Consider the following 19460-nt stretch of genomic DNA (forward strand, 5'->3'; position numbering starts at 1 on the left):
TCGACACCCCATCCACGAAGAAGCCCCCTTGGCCAGCCAAGGGGGCTTCTTCATTCCGCACAGGTCCGTCAGCGACGCACCACGAGGCGCTCGGTCAGGACGCGGTCGCCGGTCGTGAGGCGGACGAGGTAGAGACCGGTCGGCAGCTGCTGCTCGAAGGCGATGGTCTGGTCCACCCGGCCGGCCACCACGGCCAGCCCGCGGGAGCTCACCAACCGACCCTGACCGTCGATCACCTCAAGGACCGCGCTGGTGGTGGCGCCAAGGTCGCTGAAGCGCACCGCGAAGGCACTGCCCTCATTCGGGTTGGGGAACACGGCGAACGTGGACGGTGCGGACAGGCTCGAACTGCTGGAGCGGAACTCCATCAGAGCGCCGATGGTGACCTCACACACATCCCCTGCCGGGCAGAAGGTGGCTGCATTGTCCAGGCTGGCCTGCACAGTGACAGCGTAGGTGACGCCATCCTGCAGGGGCAGGGTGGCCCAGTTCAGCACCAGGTTGGTGCTGGTGATGGTGATCTGGCGCACGAACCCACCTCCGTCCGCCTCAAAACGGAAGCGGTAGTGGGAGGCGCCGGCCACGGGGTAGCAATGCACCTTGTCCGAGGTGCCGAACTCACGCGTCACCCCGCAGGAGAAGTTGGCGTTGTTGGGGTTGTCGATGAGCTTGGTGGTGGGGCAGGTGACGGCCGGGCTGGGGATCCGGAAGCGGCAGGCGGGGCCGAACTCGGCATCCGTTCCGTTCACGCGGCTGCGGATGCGGACGTTGAGCAGGCGGTTGGTGGGCAACGGCAGGGTGACGATGCTGCTGAGCTTGAGGTGGCACGCGCGCGTGGCGTTGGCCGGGCCGAAACCGCCGGTGGCAGCGTGGCTGCGGAAGATGCGGCGGCTGTACCCGCCATCCGGGTCGAAGAACCAGAACTGGTAGCCGTCATCCGTCTGGTCTCCCACGGTCCACTCGGCGCTCACGGCCGGGTTCTCGGTGGCCACGATCACGCCGGTGGGCAGCCAGTCCTCCTTGTCGCACAATTGGAAGATGGGACGGTCGGTGCCCAAGGGCACGCAGAAGGGATTGTTGGCGGTGCCGGTCGTGGTGTAGGACCCATCGCTGTCAAGCACACGTTGGCCCAGATCATCGGCCAGGATGTAGCCGCCAGGGGGGTCGATGCCATCGCCGAAGCTGTCGAACATCACCAGCTCGTAGCAGCCATCAGGCAGGCAGCAGGATTCCGTGACGGTGCTGAGCTGTTGGAAGTACGGGCCGCCCGAACAGACCGTGGGGCCTCCACCGGCCTGTTGGATCACCCAGGTGATCTCGCCCGGGTAGGTGTCGGTCTCGATCGTCAGCTCCATTTCGTTCTCCGTGCAGGGCGGGGGCGGGGTGCAGTCCTCGGTGATGCTGCCGATGGTCACGTCGCACTGCGCGTAGGTGTCGTGCGTGACCGTGATGGCCACGATATCGAAGTTGTTGAACGTGCCGATCGTGTAGAGACCCGTGCCAACGGCCGACTCCACGTCGAAATTGAGGTCGTTGAAAATGTCCACCGTAGCACTGCTGCCCATGTCGGTCACGTTCACGATGATGTCCCAGGTGAGGTCATCCACGCACACCGGGTTCACGGTGAAGGTGGGCGGTTCGCAGAGGCAGAACTGGTTGGTGGCCACGTTGGCGGCACCCGGGGTCACGCAGCGCAGGCTGAAGTCCACGTTGTTCTGGTCGGTGTCCACCCCGTCGGGGAAGCGGGACAGGCCCTGCTGCTCGTAGCTGGGGATCAGCGCCGGGTTGTCGTCCAGTCCCACACCACTTCCTTCGGTGTAGCCGGCGATGTTGCCTTCATAGGTCATGGCATCGAGCAGGACGTTCGTGGGATCGAGCAGGGCCACCCCGTCCGGGGCGCCGTTCTGGATCAGGTTGGTGGCCGTGCCCACCTGGAGGTCGCAATTGGCCACGCTGCTTCCGGTGCCGCAGAGCACATAGTAGTCGCCGGCGGCCAGCGAGAAGCTCGGCAGGGTGTAGGTGGCATAGGGCAGTCCGTTCGAGCCGTTGATCAGCTGCACCTTCACACCAGCGAGGTCCAGGGCCAGCGCACCGGTGTTCTTGATCTCGATGAACTCGAGGGCGTCCGTGCCGTCCTGGTCGTAGTCCACCTCGTTGATCACCAGCACGGTGTAGTCCAGTGGCGGTTCGCACGACGGAGCGGCACCGCTCACGGTGATGGCATCGCAGGGCGCCGTAAAGGTCACCGAGTAAGCGTTCGCATCGCTGATGCCGCTCACCACGATGGTGCCGTTCGACACGGCGGCAGGGTCATCTCCGCCGATGGCGCCCGAACCGCTGTTGTTCACTACGGTGATACCGAGCTGCACGCCAGTGTAAGCGATGCTGAGGTCATAGCTATCACCGGGCCCGGGGTTCGTGCTGTTGCACGTGGCGGTCACCGTACCGATCGAGATCCCGCACGACGGGGCGGCGAAGGTCTGCCCGTTGTTGAATGCTCCCGGGGTCGCGGTGGCCTGCGCGGCCCATGTGAAGTTGGTGTACACCGTTCCTGAACCGGTCAGTTGGAGCGATTGCCCTTCCACGTTGCCGGGCTCGGAGACTCCGATGTCCGTGCTGGTCTGGCCATTGGCCGCGCCAGCGGTCGCCGTGAAACTGCCTTCATAACTGAGGAACTGGATCACCACGTTGCTTCCGTTCACCAGGGCCACGCCGTCGGGCGCACCGTTCTGAAGGCCCGCGATGGGTGTCCAGACCACCCCATAGCCGCCGCCCAGATCGGGGATGGTCCCGCTGAGGGTCCCGATGGGCGTGTAGTTGGCGCCGCCCGAACCGTTGTACGGGATGATGGTCCAGCCGGTGAGGTCGGTTCCTGCCGGGCCAGCGATCTCCACACCTTCGCCACTGTCGGTGCTGGCGTCATCGTAGTGGATCTCGTTGATGAAGACGGTCTGCGCGGAAAGCGCGCCGGCCGCGAGGAGCGCCGCAAAAAGCGGCACCGTTCGGGCGGTATGTGTCGTGGATCTCATGGGTGCGGGTTTTGGGATGGGGACGCAAAGCTCGAACGGGAAAGTTAACCGGGATCTGGGGAACTGTTAAACCTGCGGATGCACCGGATCGGGGCCATCCCCTATTTTGCACCATTCCCGAACCCATGCGCATCGCCATTGCCCTCCTTGCCTCCCTGATGGGGGCCATCGCTAACGGCCAGACCATCCTCTACACGGAGAACTTTGAAACGGCGCCCACCTTCACTCTGAACACCTCGGATGTGGGTTCCACGGCCGGTGGTGCGAACACCTGGCTGATCAACAACACGTACGCAGGCGGCAATGGGGATGTGGACTGCAGCGGCTTCACCATCACCTTCACCATCCCCTCCACGGCCGGTCAGCCGGGCGGCATCCAGCCCGCGAACGGGGGCTATCTCCACACGGCCAGTACGGAGGCCGTGGCCGATGGCATCACCTGCTGTTCGTTCGCCGCCGCCGACGGCTTCTGCACCAGCCCCGGCAACCACTTCGCCCGGATGAGCGCGGACATCAGCACCGTGGGACAGAGCGACGTGACGCTCTCGTTCTGGTGGCTGTGCAACGGGGGCAACCAGAACTATGGCGAGGTGTACTACAGCACGAACGGTGGCGGCAGCTGGAACCTGATCACCACGCCCATCGGCCAATACCGGAACCAACCGACCTGGACCCAACAGAGCATCATGCTGCCGGCCTTCGACAACCAGGCCACCCTGCGGTTCGGCTTTCGCTTCGTGAACGGCACCTCGCTGTTCGGCGCTCAGGACCCGGGGTTCGGCATCGACGACATCCAGGTGACCGCGGCCGGGGCCCAGCCGAACGCGGTCACCACCACGACGGTGAGCCCCTTGCAGGTGTGCGTGGGCAGCACGGTGCAGGTGGTGTACACGGCCACCGGCACCTGGGGGCCGGGCAATGTGTTCACTGCGGAGCTGAGCGATGCCACAGGAAGTTTCGCCGCACCCGTGGCCATCGGGAGCATCGCTTCCACGACCCCGATGCCGATCACGGACACGATCCCGGTGGGCACGGCGGCGGGCACGGGCTACCGCATCCGGGTCACGGCCAGCACCCCGGCCACCATCGGGTCAGCGAACGCCCAGGACATCACGATCTCCATCGGCAACAACGCCGGAGCCGGAGGCAACATCTTCATCTGCAAGAACACGGGGCTTTACACCTTGCTGAACGAGCTCACGGGCCCCCCCGACAACTGCGGCACCTGGACGGGACCGAACGGCAACCCCTTCAGCGGCATCTTCAATTCGGCGAGCGACCCGGGCGGCTGCTACACCTACACGGTGGCCTGTAGCGTGGGCTGCCCGTCGGACGACACGGACCTCTGCATCACGCTCATCGACGGGGCGAACGCCGGCCAGGACGCCACGGCCGCAGTTTGCAATGCCGATGGGGCGCAGAGCCTGTTCCCCTTCGTGGTCGGTGGCGACCTCACAGGATTGTTCTTCGATGGGATGACACCTCTTGTGGAGACTCCGGTCGCGGCAGCGACCTACGACCTCACTTACGTGGTGTATGGCCAGGGGCCATGCCCCAACGACACGGCCGCCATGGTGCTTGTCGTGGCGGACAGTGCGTGGGCGGGGACGGGCGGAACGGCCACCTTGTGCGTGAACGACCCCGCCACCGCGCTCTTCGGCCTGCTGACGAACTCTCCGGATCCAGGGGGCAGTTGGACGGACCCGAACAACATGGTCACCAGCGGTGTCTTTGTACCCGGTGTGTCCCCGGTCGGGTTGTACACCTACACTGTGACCGCCATGGCACCTTGTCCGGCCGATGAGGCGGTGCTGGCCGTGGTGGTGGACCCATGCCTGAGCGTGGCCGACGGGGAAGGGGGCGGATCGGGCCTTCGGCTGCGTAAGGAAGGCGAGGTGCTCGTGCTATCGTGGTCGTCGCAATATGCCGACCCTGAGGTCCGGGTCGTGGACGCTTGCGGAAGGGCGGCAGCGGCGGAAGTTGTTGCGGTCCATCCGGGTGAGGCCCAACTGGGCGTGGCGTCATTGGCCATGGGCGCTTACACGGTGGTGTTGACCGACGGAACGGTGCGGAGGGCGATCCGATTCGTGCTCGCGCGATAAGTCGATCTGCGATCGTGGAGGGATCGTGGAAAACCCATGGCGATCCGCATTCTACGACCCTGGTACTTTGCCGCCGCCTTGGAGCCTTGCGCCGAGGTCGTGTTCGGGCCGCGGGCCGCAAGGCCGACCTGGTAAGAGGTGCGGACCGGACAGCATTAGCGGGCCAGCCACGCTTGTGCGGACCGAAGCAGTACCGGGGACATCGATCGCAAGAACGGTGGCGGTGGTGTGAAGCGCAGGTAAAAAGGGCGTGAACGGGGGATCAAGGTCCCTTCGACGCGTGAGCAGGGGTCGCCGAACGGGCGACCCCTGCTTCGTTCCTGCCCGCTGCGATCGGCGCGGGAACCAGGTGGACCGTGGATCATCCGACACGATCGATCGTGGATAAGTGCGCGCTCCCTGGGCCGGGAAAGGGCCTTGTGGGGCGGATACATTTGGTCAGCAACGTTCCTTGATCGGATGAAGAAGAAAGACCGGAAGATCTTCGTGCTGGACACCTCGGTGATCCTTTACGACCACTCGGCCATCGAATGCTTCCAGGAGCATGACGTCGCCGTCCCCATCCAAGTCCTTGAAGAACTTGACACCTTCAAAAAAGGCAACGACACCATCAACTACGAGGCGCGGGAGTTCATCCGGCACCTCGACGGCATCGCCCAGCGCGACCTGCTGACGGATTGGATACCGCTGAACGGCCCCAGCAAGGGCAAGCTCAAGGTGGTGGCCAAGCACGACCTCAACGGTGTGGACGCCACCAAGGTGTTCCAGGACGGCAAGAACGACCATCAGATCATCAATGCGGCGCTGACCCTTCAGCGTCAGCACAAGGACCGCAAGGTGGTGCTGGTGAGCAAGGACATCGCCCTTCGGCTGAAGGCCAAGAGCCTCAACATCGTGGCCGAGGACTACCTCACCGGCAAGGTGCAGGACATGCAGCGCAAGCTGTACACGGGTCGGACGGTGCTGGACGACTACAATGAGGGTCTGATCGATACGCTGTTTGAGCAGGGCAGCCTGCCGGTGGACGACCTGGGGATCAAGCGGCCCCGTGGCAACCAGTTCTTCATCCTCCGCCACAAGAAGAAGAGCATCCTGGCCAAGTTCGATCCACGCACGGGCCTGGTGGGCCGGGTGGAGAAACAGAACGTGTTCGGCATCGGCCCCAAGAACGCGGAGCAGGCGCTGGCCATGAGCGCACTGCTCGATCCGGAGATCAAGCTGGTGACCCTGCAGGGCGCCGCGGGAACGGGCAAGACCTTGTTGGCCCTGGCCTGCGCCCTGGAGCAGCGGCGGATGTACCGGCAGATCTACGTGACGCGCCCGGTGGTCCCGCTCAGCAACAAGGACATCGGCTATCTGCCAGGCGACATCCAGAGCAAGCTCGACCCGTACATGCAGCCCTTGTGGGACAACCTGAAGCTCATCAAGGGACAGTTCGAGAAGCACGACAGCACGCCGAAGCGCATCGATGAGATGCTGGAAAATGAGAAGATCGCGATCGCACCGCTGGCCTATATCCGCGGACGAAGCCTCAGCAACATCTTCTTCATCGTGGATGAAGCGCAGAACCTGACGCCCCTCGAGGTGAAGACCGTGATCAGCAGGGCGGGTGAGGGCACCAAGATCGTGTTCACCGGGGATGTTCACCAGATCGATTCGCCCTTCCTTGATGCTGAGAGCAACGGGTTGAGCTACCTGATCGACAAGGCGAAGGACGATCCCCTGTTCGCTCACATCACGCTGGAGAAAGGAGAACGTAGTCCACTGGCCAACCTGGCGAACGAATTGTTGTAGAGAGGGGGCGGTGCGGCCAGGCTCCGAAGTCCTGGCTCATACCGCTTCCTGGTATCCAAGCGCATGGCCGCAGCCGTTGGCGCAGTCCACGCGCGCCAGTGCTCGGGCACTGGATCACGCCAGTGCCCGCCCCCCCAAGATGTGAGCTCAGAAGAGCTCCTCTACTTCGATGAACTGGAAATCCAGTCCGAAGAACCGCTGATAGTCCTTGCCGGTCTCGGCCATCTCCTCATCGCCGGTCTCGAAGTGCCAGTTGACATGAACACGCTGACCGCGTTCGTTCACCGCATTGAGACGGTCAAAGATGTTGTACAGGTGTTTGCTGCTGCTGGTGTCCAGGTAGTCCAGCTTCATGTTCACCGTGGTCTCTTCGCGCGGGGCCCGCAGGTACTCGTCCAACCAGCGGTAGACCCTGCTGTAGAACTGCTCGGAGTTGGCAGGCAGAGAACGCCCTACGAACTCCAAGGTGCCCTGCTCCAGGTCCATGTCGATCTGGGGCGAGGTCTCGGTGCGGTCGATGTGCAGCAGTTTGGTGGCCATGATGTCCGCCACGAAACTACCCGGTCCAGGCCGGGGCCGGTCCAGCGGACCGGTTGCGATGCCAACAGGGCGGGGTGAACAACAGGGCCTTAACGGCCTCGGTACTCCGTCAGGATCTCCTGGTCGCTGGGAAGCACGATCTCGGTATCATTCACACGGCGGACCCAATACAGGTATTTCCCGGTGCCCTGGCAGGCGAAGGCCGTCATCGTTTCGTTGGCCGCCAGGGCTTTCACGGGGAATGTCCGCCAGGTACCGTTCTTCTCCTGCATGGCCACCTTCACATCCACGAGCTGTGGGCAGGTGTTCTGCAGCTCGATGATGTACGTTCCGCTGAAGTCGCGTTTGTACCCTTCCTTGTAGTACTCGCACTTGTCGCAGGGCTTCCCCCAAGCGGAGGACGACTTCACGATGCAGTCGTTGGCATCCATGTCCTGTGCCAGGGAGCCTGCTGCGAGGGCGATCGCGAATAGGGTCGATGCGAGGCGGTTCATTTGCAGCGGTTGTTGGTGAGGATGATGCGGGCCTCGGCGTTCCCCATGCGTTGGCTGGTGCGCCAATCCTTGCACGCCCCGGCGGGGTCGCCCGACCCCTTTCGGGTCCAGCCACGGTTGTTGTAGGCCTCCTCGTTCCGGGGGTCCAGATCGATCACATGGTCGAAGTCGCGCATCGCCTTCTCGTACTGCTGGAGCTTGTTGTAGGCACTTCCCCGGCTTGTATAGGCCCACAGGTGGTCCGGCTTTCGGGCGATCACCGCGCTGAAGTCGGCCACCGCGAGCTCGTAGCGCTTGGTGAGGGAGTGGCAGAAGCCGCGCTGGAGGTAGGCGTTTAGGTGCTCGGTGTCCTGGTCGAGCACCTTGGAGAAGAGGGCGATGGCCTCGTCGTATGCCCCCCGTTGATAGGCTCGTTCACCTTCCGAGAAAAGGGCACTGACGGTCGCATCATCGGACCTGCCCGCGAGGGCAAGGTCCTGCGCCTGCGCTCCCAAGGTCAAGGCGAACGCTGTGGATAGGGAGAGGGTGGATCGGTTCATGGTCGCGGTGGAACGGTCACCTTTTACGCTGAGGGCGGGCGTGGGTTTCGGCCGCCTTCTCAGCGATGGCCTGTTGCGCTTCGCTCACCAAGGCGCTGAGCAGTCCGATCGCCTGGGCGCCATCATGGTCACCAGCAGCCATGGGAAACACACTGCGACCAGTGTGGCGAACGACGTTCATCCGGAACACCTCCTTTTCGATGCAGTTCGCATGGTCGGACGCGCAGGTCATCACCACGGCCGCCTCCTCTGCGGAATACTTGAATCCGGCCGGGTCCAGGAACTCGATGTAGACCATGTCCTGACGGAAATGCCCGGTGTGGTCGAAGAGGTCGGCCACGAACCTGTTCTCCTGGTCGATCTTGAACCGGACCGATCCACCATAGAGCGCATTCAGCTCCTGCAGTATGGCGATCGGCGATCGGGCTTGGAGCAGGAAGGCGGTGCAGATCAGAAGCAAGCTGAACAGTGCGCGCATGGCCGGGAACTTGGATGGCCCCTCTTACGTACACGCGGCGACCGGGTTCCCTGTCCGGTCCATTTCCATGCACCGCGCACCGAAACTCCTCCTTCTTCTGTTCAGTGCTCTCCTGACGTCCTCGGCTTTCGCACAGCGGGCGTTCACCATCACCGGCCGCGTGAAGGTGGAAGGCGGCGGTCTGGAGAACACCAAGGTGATCGTGTACAAGAACGGCGAGAAGGACCGGGTGATCACCAGCGGGCTGGGCAAGTTCAACCTGGACCTGTCGCTCAACGCGAACTACGTCCTGAGCTTCGAGAAGGACGGCTTCGTCACCAAGAAGCTGGTGTTCGATACGAAGGTGCCGGCGGACGCCGCCGCGAACGGTTTTGCTCCCTTCGAGTTCGCGGTGTCGCTCTTCAAGCAATACGATGACATCAACATCGTGGTCTTCAACCAGCCCGTGGGCATGATCCGGTACGAAGCCTCGGTGGATGACTTCGACTATGACACGGACTACACGAAGAGCATCCAGTCCCAGCTACAGACGGTGATGGAGCAGGTGGAGGAGAAGCAGGCCGAGGAACAGCAAGCATTGAAGGAGCAGGAGAAGCAGGCCGCGGAGTCTGCGAAGGCCAAGGCCCAAGCCGATGCAGAGGCGAAGAAGGCCGCCGAGGCCGCGGCCAAGGAGGAGGCCAGGCGGAAGGCCACTGAGGAAGCGGAAACCGCCCGGCTCGCCGCTGCCGAGCGCAAGGCCGAGGCGGAGCGCAAAGCGGCCGAGGCCCGGAAGGTCGAGGAGGAGCGCAAGGCCGCAGCTTTGGTGGCCAAGGCCGAGCCACCGCCGAAACCAGCTCCCGTGGTGACGGCCAAGGAGGAGCCGCCTCCACCGCCGCCAGCTCCCCGAGTGACCCGCAATGTCCTTGCCGCCCGTGTGGTGGAAGGCGAGGACGGTCGACGGATGCAGGCCCCAATCGCAGGGGAGGAGGCATCACCCGTCCGACCCGCTCAAGCACAACAAGGTGCGGAGGATCGACCCGAGGAGCCCGCTCATGTGGCCGAGGTGGTCCGTGAGGAGCAATTGGTGGTGGAGCCCAACAAAGTGATGACCGTGATCCGCCTTGAGCGGGAGGGGGTGAGCACTGAGTTCAAGCGGATCGTGCACAAGTGGGGAGGCATCTACTACTTCAAGAACGGGGATAGCTGCAGCCGCGAAGTGTATGAGAGCGAAGCGCTCGCGACCGCGGAATGATCACCGGCGACAGGCCAGGGAGGCGGGTAACTTAGCGGGGTGTTCGCGTGGTTGAGCTTGTTGGCGGCCCTGGCCGTAGGATACGGGTCCTTGTGCATGGTGTACTACCTGGTCCAAGAGCGGCTCATCTTCGTACGGCATCCATTGTCGAAGCGGTATCGATACCGGTTCAGCCACGCGTTCGAGGAACGCTGGATCACCGGGGCGGATGGAGCTGAACTGCATGGGCTCTACTTTCCGGTGGAGAATGCCGCGGGTGTGGTGCTCTACTTCCACGGGAACACCGGCACGCTGAAGCGCTGGGGCAAGCGGGCACCTCGGTTCACCCGATCGCTGTATGCGGTATTGATGCCGGAACCCCGAGGATATGGGAAGAGCAAGGGGCGGTTAAGCGAAAAGGCGCTCATGGCTGATGCCCTTCTCTGGTACGATCAATTGCGTACCGCGTGGCCGGAAGATCGGATCGTGGTCTACGGACGGTCGCTCGGCAGCGGGTCGGCGGTGCCCGTGGCGGCACAACGCCGCCCCAGGTCACTCGTGCTCGAGTCTCCATTCGCCCGGTTGATCGACCCTGCGCGGAACTACTTCCGGTGGCTCCCCTACACACTGCTGTTGAACTACCGGTTCTACAACGACCTCGCTATCAGGCACGTGCGATGCCCGGTATGCATTTTTCACGGCGAGAGGGATGGGGTCGTGCCCATCGCCAGTGCACTGAGGTTGTACGCATCGATCCCGACCAGCGTGGAGCGACAGATGATCGTGTTCCCGACCGGGCATCATAACGATCTGGCGCGTTTCGCACGGTATCACCGGATCCTACGGAAGCTGCTCGACGACGAACGAAAAGGGAGGGACGACCTGGCCGGCCCAGGTGCAGTTCCAGAGCTCCGATGAGTGAGATGGGCGTTCCATGTGCTCGAACGCTGTTGCGAACGATCGATATATGCATGGCCATACATATGTTTCGGTGCGCTCTCTATCCGGATATTAAACTGAACATCAGTGAGTTGTTGAGGGAGCTTGACTCACGATGATGGTCTTGAGAGGTTAGACATTGAGGTTATGGATAGCTGTAACAGACTGATCTTCTGTTACATACACCGGATGATCCAAACGGCCGAAATATGTATGGCCATACATACATCCGGTCCCGGATCATCGGTAGCGGACCTCTCCGCCCGACCTATCTTCGCCGCCCATCCGAAACCACCCCATGATCATCCGCTCACTGTTGACCGCCGTCGTTGTCGTACTGCTTACGGCCTGTTCCAATGAGGTCACCGGCCAGAAGGGCCGCAACGCTCCGCTAAAGTCGAACATCGACTCGGTGAGTTACGGCATCGGCACCGACATCGGCCACAACATGAAACTGAGCGGGCTCGATTCGCTGAACGTCGATGCGATGGCCATGGGTATCCGCGATGGGCTCGACAGCGCGGAGCGGATCAACGCGGATAACGTGCGAGCGCTTGTGCAGGCGTACATGCTGGCGGCGCAGAAGAAGGTGATGGAACGTGAGCAGAAGGAGGGGGAGGAGAACTTGCGGAAGGGTGAGGCTTGGTTGGCGGAGAACGGCAAGAAGCCGGGCATCACCACCACGCCTTCCGGACTTCAGTATGAGGTCCTGCAGGCCGGCACGGGGCCCAAGCCGACCGCCGATGATGTGGTGAAGGTGAATTACCGCGGCACGCTGTTGGATGGCACCGAGTTCGACAGTTCATATAAGCATGGGCAACCGGCCATGTTCGGCGTGGGCAATGTGATCGCGGGCTGGGCGGAGGCCATTCAGCTCATGTCCGTCGGTTCCCGCTACAAGCTCTACATCCCAGCTGCTCTTGCGTACGGCAACAGCCGTGGTCCCGGAGGCGACCTTCCGCCGAACAGCGCGCTACTGTTCGAGGTGGAACTGCTGGAGATCGTGCCCCCGGCCCAGGGACGCTAAGCGCCAGGGCCTATGGGAAGTGGTCGCCAATGCGTGACCGCTTCGAAGAACTGGTTGCTTGATCCCTCACCCGCCCACAGGTGAGGGGATGTGGCCTTGCCGGTCTTGCTCGGATTCTGCGCGAAATGGTCCTTCAGGAATCGCAGGATGACAACCTCGCGCAGCTCCGTCGCGCCGGTCTTTCCGGGCAGATACACATGGTGCCCTGGCACCCAGCAGAGCACGCGGTCCCCGTTGCCGGGCAGGCGTTCCGTGATGCTGATCCACCCGTTGCTCACGGGGCCAAGTTAACCTGTGCTCCGGTGAGCTTAGGCCAGCACAGGCCGGTCGGGACCGAGGATCAGGCCGATGAGCTTCTCACCGGCCGTCCGCAGTGCGCCAAGTGCCGGGGTCTCCGGTCGTGCGGCCAGCTTTTCCACCTCCTTTTTCACCAGGAAGTTGATGAGGTCATCGTGGATGTCGAGCCCGGACGTGGTGACCCGGCCTTTGTCCGCTACCACCCAGTGCCAGAGCAGAGCGATGGCGAGGCGGACGCTGCTGCGGTCGTGCGTGCGACCGTCGAGCTCGATCCGCGACGCCCCGGTCTCCATGGCCGACAGGCCGAGCAGGCCGGTGCGCACGGCGCGTACCAGTCCGTCCACGGAGATGTCCCCCTCAGGTCGGCGTATCAGGTCGCTCACTGCGATGCTCTCTCGCCGTTGGACCGCGAACTGATGGCTGGCCCCCATGTGTTTGTTGAATTCGGTCATCGCCGCGTTCACCAGGCCCGGATGGGCCATCAGGGTCCCGTCCATGCCCAGGGCGGCCTCGTGCTCCTTGTCGTTGAGCATCTCCAGGAGGGCCGGCTTTGGACGTCCTTGCCCCGAGTGCGGGAGCCCATGTCCCGGTGTGCCTAAGGCGTGCGCGCCACGTCGATGGCAGGTGCCGATCACGGTGCGCGCCAGCGATTCCAGCAGGCCGAGATCCATGCCGAACCGTTCGCGGTCGGGGAACACGCCGCTTTCTCGGCTGGTGAACAGGGCGATGTGATCGGCCACGTATGCCGCATTGTCCAGTGCCAGGCCGCCGGCATGCGGGGCGAGTTCGAAGAGGATCTCCTCGGACTCGAGGGCTCCGATCACATTGTCCACGAACACCGTGGCCCTGATGCTGCCCCGATCGAGGCCGAGGCTCTCCTCCAGGGCGTCGAACACATCGTTCCATAGCCGAGCTTCCAAATGCCCCTGGACATCGCGCAGGTACACATGGATGCTTCGCTGGCGCTCCAGCAGTGATGCACCATGGTGATGAACGAGCATGACCAGGTCGAAGAGCCCGGCCACTGCCGGACGGCCCCCATGGCGGACCATGGACTCGGTGGCGCCCAGGGGACGAAGGGCCACGGCCAATCGAGTCGTGTTGGAAGCATGGGGACGGATACGGCCGCCTTCGGGAATGATGCGACTGAGCCGCCCCTTCGCTGCACGGCCGATGGCCCGATGGGCTCGCAGCAGGTTGGCCTTGTGTCCGGCAGCCAGGTCGAATAGATCCGCGATGTAGGTCTTCGCACCTGCGTTGAGGCCTTCGATGATGCTCTGTCGATCGGCCGGGCCGATCACCTCCACCCGGCGCTCCATCCAGTTCGTGGGCAGAGGTTCCACGGACCAGTCCGCCTGGCGGATGTGCTGCGTATCGGCCAGCCGTTCAACAGCGCCTCCGGCCAGGCGCTCCCGCCGCACAAGGCGCTCCTCCGCAAGGCGCTCGATGCGCGGCGCGAACCGTTCCTCAAGCCCCGTCAGCAGGTCCAAGAGCGAAGGGGTCAGGGCCGGGTCGGTGGTCACAACGCGCTGAGGAGGCATGGTCAGGATGACGGGACGGTACATGATATCGACGAAATGACGAAATCTGTCGACGAATCTACCGAATGGTCAGACCAACTGTCAAGCGGCACGATGGACGCTACGCGGTTGATGGGCGTCGAGCGCAACGGAGGATGGGGCTCCATCGACGGCCTGCGGTTGCAGATCGCGGACGTACTTTTGGCCGCCCTGCCCGGTGCCCACGGCACTGCAGCGGGCACCCAAGCCGACCGGCATGCGGAGAACAACCACCCTTCTTCTGGCCCCAATGCTCGCCATCCCGCTCACAGCGCAGAAAGGCGCCATCGCGTTCACGGAGTTCGACCTTGACAACGGCCTTCACGTCATCGTGCATGAGGACCACGGCACCCCGATCGTGGCGGTGAGCGTGATGTACCACGTGGGCAGCAAGGATGAGCGGGCTGACCGGCGCGGATTCGCCCACTTCTTCGAGCATCTGCTCTTCGAGGATCGGCGAACATCGGTCGCGGGGAATTCAGCAAGCACGTGGAGAAGGCCGGCGGTGTGCTGAACGCGAACACCAACGGCGATCGCACCTACTACTACGAGGTGCTGCCCAGCAATCAACTTGAGCTCGGGCTCTGGCTGGAGAGCGAACGCATGCTCCATGCCCGGGTGGATCAGAAGGGGATCGACACCCAGCGCGAGGTGGTGAAGGAGGAGCGCCGTCAGCGCTACGAGAACCAACCATATGGCAGCATCCTGATCGAGGTGCTGAAGCGGGCGTATACCGTCCACCCGTATCAGTGGCCCACGATCGGTTTCATGGAGGACCTGAACGCCGCCAGCGAGCAGGACTACGTTGATTTCTACAAGACCTACTACGTGCCCAACAATGCCGTCCTCGTGGTCGCCGGCGATGTGAAGGCTGCGGATACGCGCAAGCTGGTCGAGAAGTACTTCGCCGCCATTCCCCGTGGGAAGGACATCGTGCGTCCCACGGCCATGGAGCCTCCGCTCAAAGGTGAGGTCCGCGACGTGGTGCATGATCAGATCCAGCTTCCGGCGGTGGTACAGGCCTATAGGATCCCGGCGTACGGCACGGCCGATTTCTACGCGGTGGACATGCTGAACCGCCTGCTGAGCAACGGCAACAGCTCCCGCTTGAACGTGGAGCTCAAGGACCGCGCACAAAAGGCGCTCTATGTGGGCGCGTTCAGTTCCCCGTTCGAGCATCCCGGTCTGGCGATCGCGTTCGCCATCGCCAACATGGGGGTTCCCGCAGAGGAGCTGGAGAAGGCGATGGATGCCGAGTTCGCCAAGGTCCGGGAAGGGCTTGTGCCCCAGCTCGAGCTGGAGAAGCTCAAGGCGCAACTTGAAACGGAGTTCGTCCGGGACAACAGCCGAGTGGCCGGTGTGGCCTCGAACCTGGCCACGGCCCACACCTTCCTCGGTGGCGCGCAGATGGCCACCCGGGAACTGGAGCGTTACCTGTCCGTGACACCGGAGGACCTGCAACGGGTGGCCAAGGAGTACTTCTCGCCGGATGCGCGGGTGGTGCTGCATTACCTGCCCAAGAACCAGAAGCCGTGATCATGCGCCCCGCCTTGTCCCACCCCTACATGGCCGGCCTGCTTCTGGCCGCCTTCACCCCTTGCATTCCGATGAACGCCCAGGTCGACCGAAGCAAGCCGCCCCGACCGGCTCCGGCCCCCGCCGTGAACGTGGGGCAGCACACCACCTTCCTGCTCGAGAACAGCATGCGGGTGATCGTGGTGGAGGACCATCAGCAGCCGCTGGTGAGCGTGCAGGTGCGGTTCGACATCGAACCGGTGCTGCAGGGCGACAAGATGGGATACATCGACCTCATGGGCGAGGTCCTTGCCGCCGGCACATCGGCCATGGACAAGGAGACCCTCGACCGCACGGTGGACCAGCTCGGAGGGGACCTGAGCACGACCAGTGACGGGGTGTACGCCTCCTGCCTGAAGAAGAACTTCAGTGCGCTGTTCGATGTGGTGCATGCAGTGGTCACCACCCCCAGCTTTCCGGAGGCCGAGTTCGAGAAGGCGCGCAAGCGCATGCTGAGCGGACTGCAGAGCCGGAAGGATGACCCGGACGGCATCGCGGACGTCGTGGGGCGGGTGCTCACCTTCAGCAAAGGCTATCCCTATGGCGAGATCCCTACGGAAAAGAGCGTGGGGAAGGTGGAACGCAAGCACCTCGAAGCGTACTACAAGCGGTTCTTCCGGCCCGAGAAGGCGTATCTGGTGTTGGTGGGCGACCTGAGCGAACAAGAGGCCAGGCAGGCAGCGGAGAAACGGTTCGGTACGTGGCGTCCGGCACCGGCGGCCGTTTCCACGGATGCCAACGGTCAGGAGGTCGTCGACGGGCTTGGCGCCGTCGTGCGACCGACCAAGACGCCCAAGCCGTCGCGTGTCCGGCGTGTGGCCATCGTGGACCGTCCCGGTGCGCCCCAATCGGTGGTACGGGTGGTGTTCCCAGTGGACCTGAAACCGAACGACCCCATGGCGCTGGCCGGGCAGGTGTTGAACACCGTTCTTGGCGGAGGCGTGTTCAACGCCCGCCTGATGCAGAACCTGCGCGAGGACAAGGGGTACACCTACGGCGCGTACAGCAGCCTGGATGCCGACCGGTACTGCGGCCATTTCAGTGCCGGGGCCAGCGTGCGCACCGAGGTCACCGACAGTGCGGCGAATGAGATGGTCTTCGAACTGGAGCATATGCGGCTGAACGGGGTGAAGCCGGACGAACTGGCGCTCGCCAAGAGCTTCATGGCCGGCAGCTTCGCCCGATCCCTGGAGGACCCCCGGACCGTGGCCCGCTTCGCCCTCAACACCTACCTGTACGACCTGCCCAAGGACCACTACGCCAGCTACCTCCAGCAGCTCGATACCGTGAGCTCCGCCAGCGTGATGGCCGCCGCCGAACGCTTCCTGCACCCGGATCATGCCGCCATCCTGGTCGTGGGCGACATGGAACGGGTGGGCAACAAGCTGGTCCAGCTCAGCTTCGAACGGGGCTTGATGCAGCTCGACGAGAACGGAGACCCCTATCGGGAGGAACTCGGGCCGGTACCTCCCGGCGTCACCCCGCAGACCGTGCTGGAGGCGTACTTCAAGGCCATCGGCGGGCGCGAGGCCGTGGAAGGGGTCCGCAGCCTCAAGCGGAGCATGAGCACCACCATGATGGGCATGCCGGTCACCGTCACCGAGTGGAACGCCGAGCCCGACCGGTACGCGCTGGACATGCGCAGCGGGACCATGCTGCTGGAACAGGTGCGTTGCGATGGTACACGGGCCAAGCGCTACGGTCCCGAAGGCGCGGAGGAGATCATCGAGATGGAACTGGAGGAGATGGAGATGAACGCCCCTCCATTCCCGGAGCTCCACTACGCCAAGATGGGCCGCTTGGTCCTGCCCGGGACCGTGCAGGTCAACGGGGAGCCGGCGTACAAGCTGATGGTGATGACGGACATGGGTTCGACCTTTTCCGAGTTCTACAGCGTGGCCTCGGGCCTGAAACTGCGCCGGGAGGAGATGAAGGCCACCCCGGAGGGCACCATGAAGGTCTCCTCCGATCGGAAGGACTACCGGGCCGTGAAAGGAGTGCTGTTCCCGCACCTCATCGTGCAGAAAGGCCCGGTCGACATGTCCCTGTCGGTGACGGAGATCCTGGTGAACGGGGCTTCGGACGCCAAGCACTACACGGTGGAGTAGCTCATCTTCCGGAGGACCGTCCATCGCCCCCCGGACAGCGCGTCCGATGGACCGCGGTTGATTCCGGTTTGAGCCTTCCTGCGGATCGGGATCGCGAGCCCCCGGCTGATGGCAGCAGAGCCACCGGTCCGGAGTATATGGTCGAGAGGCTGTGGAGAAGTTCGCGCCGTGGGTCGTTCCGACCGCTCGTGTGCCGGGCATAACTTGATCGAAATTCCGGAACCCATGCGGTACACCAAAATGTTGACGGCCCTGCTCGCCCTGGGTATGGCCCCGCTCGTTCAGGCCCAGCCGGGCTGTAGCGAAGAGCTTACGCTCACCCTGCGCACGGACGTGGACGCCTCACAGACGTCCTGGGAGATCACCCTCGGGGGCACTTCGACGGTCCTGTGCTCGGGAGGTGGCTACACGCCGAACACGCTGTTGAACCTGACCTGCTGCGTGGATCCGGGGTGCTACTCCCTTCGGGTCTTCGACAGCTTCGGGGACGGAATGAACGCGAACGGCTATTACATCCTGTATGACGTGCACGGTGAGCGCATCATTGACAACCGGGATAACGGTGACTTCGGCTCCGTGAGCACGGTGGCCAATAACGCGCCGTTCTGCGTGCCCATCGGTCCCGACCGGTTGATCGAGGCGCTCTGCGACCGCGGCGACCTGATCTATGGCAACCTGTTGATCGCGCATCCCGAGCCTGCCGTGGTGTCCGCTTACCAACCCGGGGTGCAGCTCGCCCTTCAGAACGCCAACTATGGTTACCAGTTCTGGTTGTTCGACCCCAATGGCAGCTATTCCCGGCGGGTATACATCCACAACGGCACCTACAACGGTTGGGACTCGAACGACCCGGAGCGGGCCTCCTACCTGAATTATGCCTGGCTGCAGACCCTGCCGGTTCCGATGGACCAGTGGCTCAATGTGCGCATCCGCGCACGGATCGCCGGGACGTACCGTGAGTTCGGCCCCGCCTGTCGGATCCATCTCAACCCGGAGAAGCCACCCTGCAACACCACGCGCTTGGTGGACCGGCCGAACGACCCGAAGTTCTCCTGCGGGGTCACCCGGACCTTCGGTGGAAGCGACCGGCTGTACGCCTTCAAACGGACGAGCGCCGACCGGTATCAGTTCGAGTTCAGCAACACGGGTTCCGGGTACCTCAGGCGCATCTCCCTCCCCACGTCCGGCGTCATCCTCAACTGGCTGACGCAGCCTCTGGTGGCGGGCACCACCTACAATGTGCGCGTACGGATCAGCTACGATACCGGGCAGAGTTGGTGCAACTGGGGCCCGAGCTGTTGGATGGCCATCGGAACCACACCGGGTGACGGTGGTCTGGAGAAGGTCCTGACGCCCGAGGCTGCCTCGCTGTGGCCGAATCCGACGGACGGGTCGCCGGTGCAGGTCGCACTGGGTGACGGATGGGCGCAGGACATGCCGGTGGAGCTGCTGGTGATCGCGAACGATGGGCGGATCGTCCTCCGGCAACGCCTAGGCGCGGCGCTCGATGGTCCGTTCGCACAGCTGGGCGTGGCCGGGCTGGCACCGGGCACGTACATCGTGCGGTTGATCCAGGGTGAACGCCTCGCGCAGGAGCGGCTCGTGATCCGCTGAGCATCACAACGATCGAAGGCCTCCGGTGATCCGGGGGCCTTTGTCGTTCGTGGAATGGCCGGCGCCACAACGTTCGGTCCGAACGGCCGGGTGAGGCTCCACCTGATGCCTCATTACCCTGAGAGGGTGGCAGCGGCCGCGCTTTTCGCCACCTT

Annotated in this window: 14 protein-coding genes and 1 pseudogene; 8 read left to right on the top strand and 7 right to left on the bottom strand. The window is 63.6% G+C overall.

Annotated elements, in window-relative coordinates; all coding sequences use genetic code 11:
- Positions 1–68: 68 nt before the first annotated feature.
- On the bottom strand, positions 69–3029 hold the full coding sequence (locus tag IPJ87_05580) for a lamin tail domain-containing protein (protein MBK7941330.1): 2961 nt from the start codon (positions 3027–3029) through the stop codon (positions 69–71).
- 125 nt (positions 3030–3154) lie between these two features.
- On the opposite strand from IPJ87_05580, the gene IPJ87_05585 reads away from it, so the two are divergent.
- Together IPJ87_05585 and IPJ87_05590 are read left to right on the top strand one after the other, a co-directional pair.
- Positions 3155–5131 carry a hypothetical protein gene (locus IPJ87_05585; protein ID MBK7941331.1) on the top strand — a complete coding sequence of 659 codons (1977 nt, stop codon included), beginning with the start codon at positions 3155–3157 and terminating at the stop codon, positions 5129–5131.
- 459 nt (positions 5132–5590) lie between these two features.
- Positions 5591–6925 (top strand): PhoH family protein, encoded by a 1335-nt coding sequence (locus IPJ87_05590; GenBank protein ID MBK7941332.1) that lies wholly within the window; start codon positions 5591–5593, stop codon positions 6923–6925.
- 147 nt (positions 6926–7072) lie between these two features.
- Here IPJ87_05590 and IPJ87_05595 read toward each other — a convergent pair whose 3' ends face one another.
- From IPJ87_05595 to IPJ87_05610, 4 genes are all read right to left on the bottom strand, one after another.
- On the bottom strand, positions 7073–7465 hold the full coding sequence (locus IPJ87_05595) for a DUF1987 domain-containing protein (GenBank protein ID MBK7941333.1): 393 nt from the start codon (positions 7463–7465) through the stop codon (positions 7073–7075).
- Positions 7466–7554: 89 nt separating this feature from the next.
- The gene (locus tag IPJ87_05600; protein ID MBK7941334.1) at positions 7555–7959 is read right to left on the bottom strand and encodes a hypothetical protein; all 405 of its coding nucleotides are present in this window, start codon (positions 7957–7959) and stop codon (positions 7555–7557) included.
- Positions 7956–8498: a tetratricopeptide repeat protein gene (locus tag IPJ87_05605; protein MBK7941335.1), complete on the bottom strand. Its 543-nt coding sequence runs from the start codon at positions 8496–8498 to the stop codon at positions 7956–7958. Before IPJ87_05605 ends, IPJ87_05600 begins: the two co-directional genes overlap by 4 nt.
- 16 nt (positions 8499–8514) lie before the next feature.
- Entirely contained in the window at positions 8515–8976 is a 462-nt protein-coding gene (locus tag IPJ87_05610; GenBank protein ID MBK7941336.1) for a hypothetical protein, read from the bottom strand.
- Positions 8977–9043: 67 nt separating this feature from the next.
- Here IPJ87_05610 and IPJ87_05615 point away from each other — a divergent pair, with 67 nt between their 5' ends.
- From IPJ87_05615 to IPJ87_05625, 3 genes are all read left to right on the top strand, one after another.
- Positions 9044–10207 carry a carboxypeptidase regulatory-like domain-containing protein gene (locus tag IPJ87_05615; GenBank protein ID MBK7941337.1) on the top strand — a complete coding sequence of 388 codons (1164 nt, stop codon included), beginning with the start codon at positions 9044–9046 and terminating at the stop codon, positions 10205–10207.
- A 39-nt stretch (positions 10208–10246) separates the two neighbouring features.
- Entirely contained in the window at positions 10247–11104 is an 858-nt protein-coding gene (locus tag IPJ87_05620) for an alpha/beta hydrolase (protein MBK7941338.1), read from the top strand.
- 322 nt (positions 11105–11426) lie between these two features.
- A complete protein-coding gene (locus IPJ87_05625) occupies positions 11427–12152 on the top strand; it encodes an FKBP-type peptidyl-prolyl cis-trans isomerase (protein ID MBK7941339.1) in 726 nt (241 codons plus the stop codon).
- Here IPJ87_05625 and IPJ87_05630 read toward each other — a convergent pair.
- Entirely contained in the window at positions 12149–12430 is a 282-nt protein-coding gene (locus IPJ87_05630; protein ID MBK7941340.1) for a DUF551 domain-containing protein, read from the bottom strand. The two genes, IPJ87_05625 and IPJ87_05630, sit on opposite strands and share 4 nt — an antisense overlap.
- A gap of 30 nt (positions 12431–12460) precedes the next feature.
- Positions 12461–14014: a hypothetical protein gene (locus tag IPJ87_05635; GenBank protein MBK7941341.1), complete on the bottom strand. Its 1554-nt coding sequence runs from the start codon at positions 14012–14014 to the stop codon at positions 12461–12463.
- Between the two features lie 211 nt (positions 14015–14225).
- On the opposite strand from IPJ87_05635, the pseudogene IPJ87_05640 reads away from it, so the two are divergent.
- The 3 genes and pseudogenes from IPJ87_05640 to IPJ87_05650 all read left to right on the top strand — a co-directional run bounded on the left by IPJ87_05640 (position 14226) and on the right by IPJ87_05650 (position 19305).
- Positions 14226–15544 (top strand): annotated as a pseudogene (locus IPJ87_05640) (insulinase family protein).
- Between the two features lie 14 nt (positions 15545–15558).
- Complete coding sequence (locus IPJ87_05645) at positions 15559–17691, top strand: insulinase family protein (GenBank protein MBK7941342.1); 2133 nt, start codon at positions 15559–15561, stop codon at positions 17689–17691.
- 225 nt (positions 17692–17916) lie between these two features.
- Entirely contained in the window at positions 17917–19305 is a 1389-nt protein-coding gene (locus IPJ87_05650; protein MBK7941343.1) for a T9SS type A sorting domain-containing protein, read from the top strand.
- Positions 19306–19460 lie beyond the last annotated feature (155 nt).

Source organism: Flavobacteriales bacterium, assembly GCA_016713875.1.
In the GTDB taxonomy this organism is placed as follows: Bacteria; Bacteroidota; Bacteroidia; order Flavobacteriales_F; family PHOS-HE28; genus PHOS-HE28.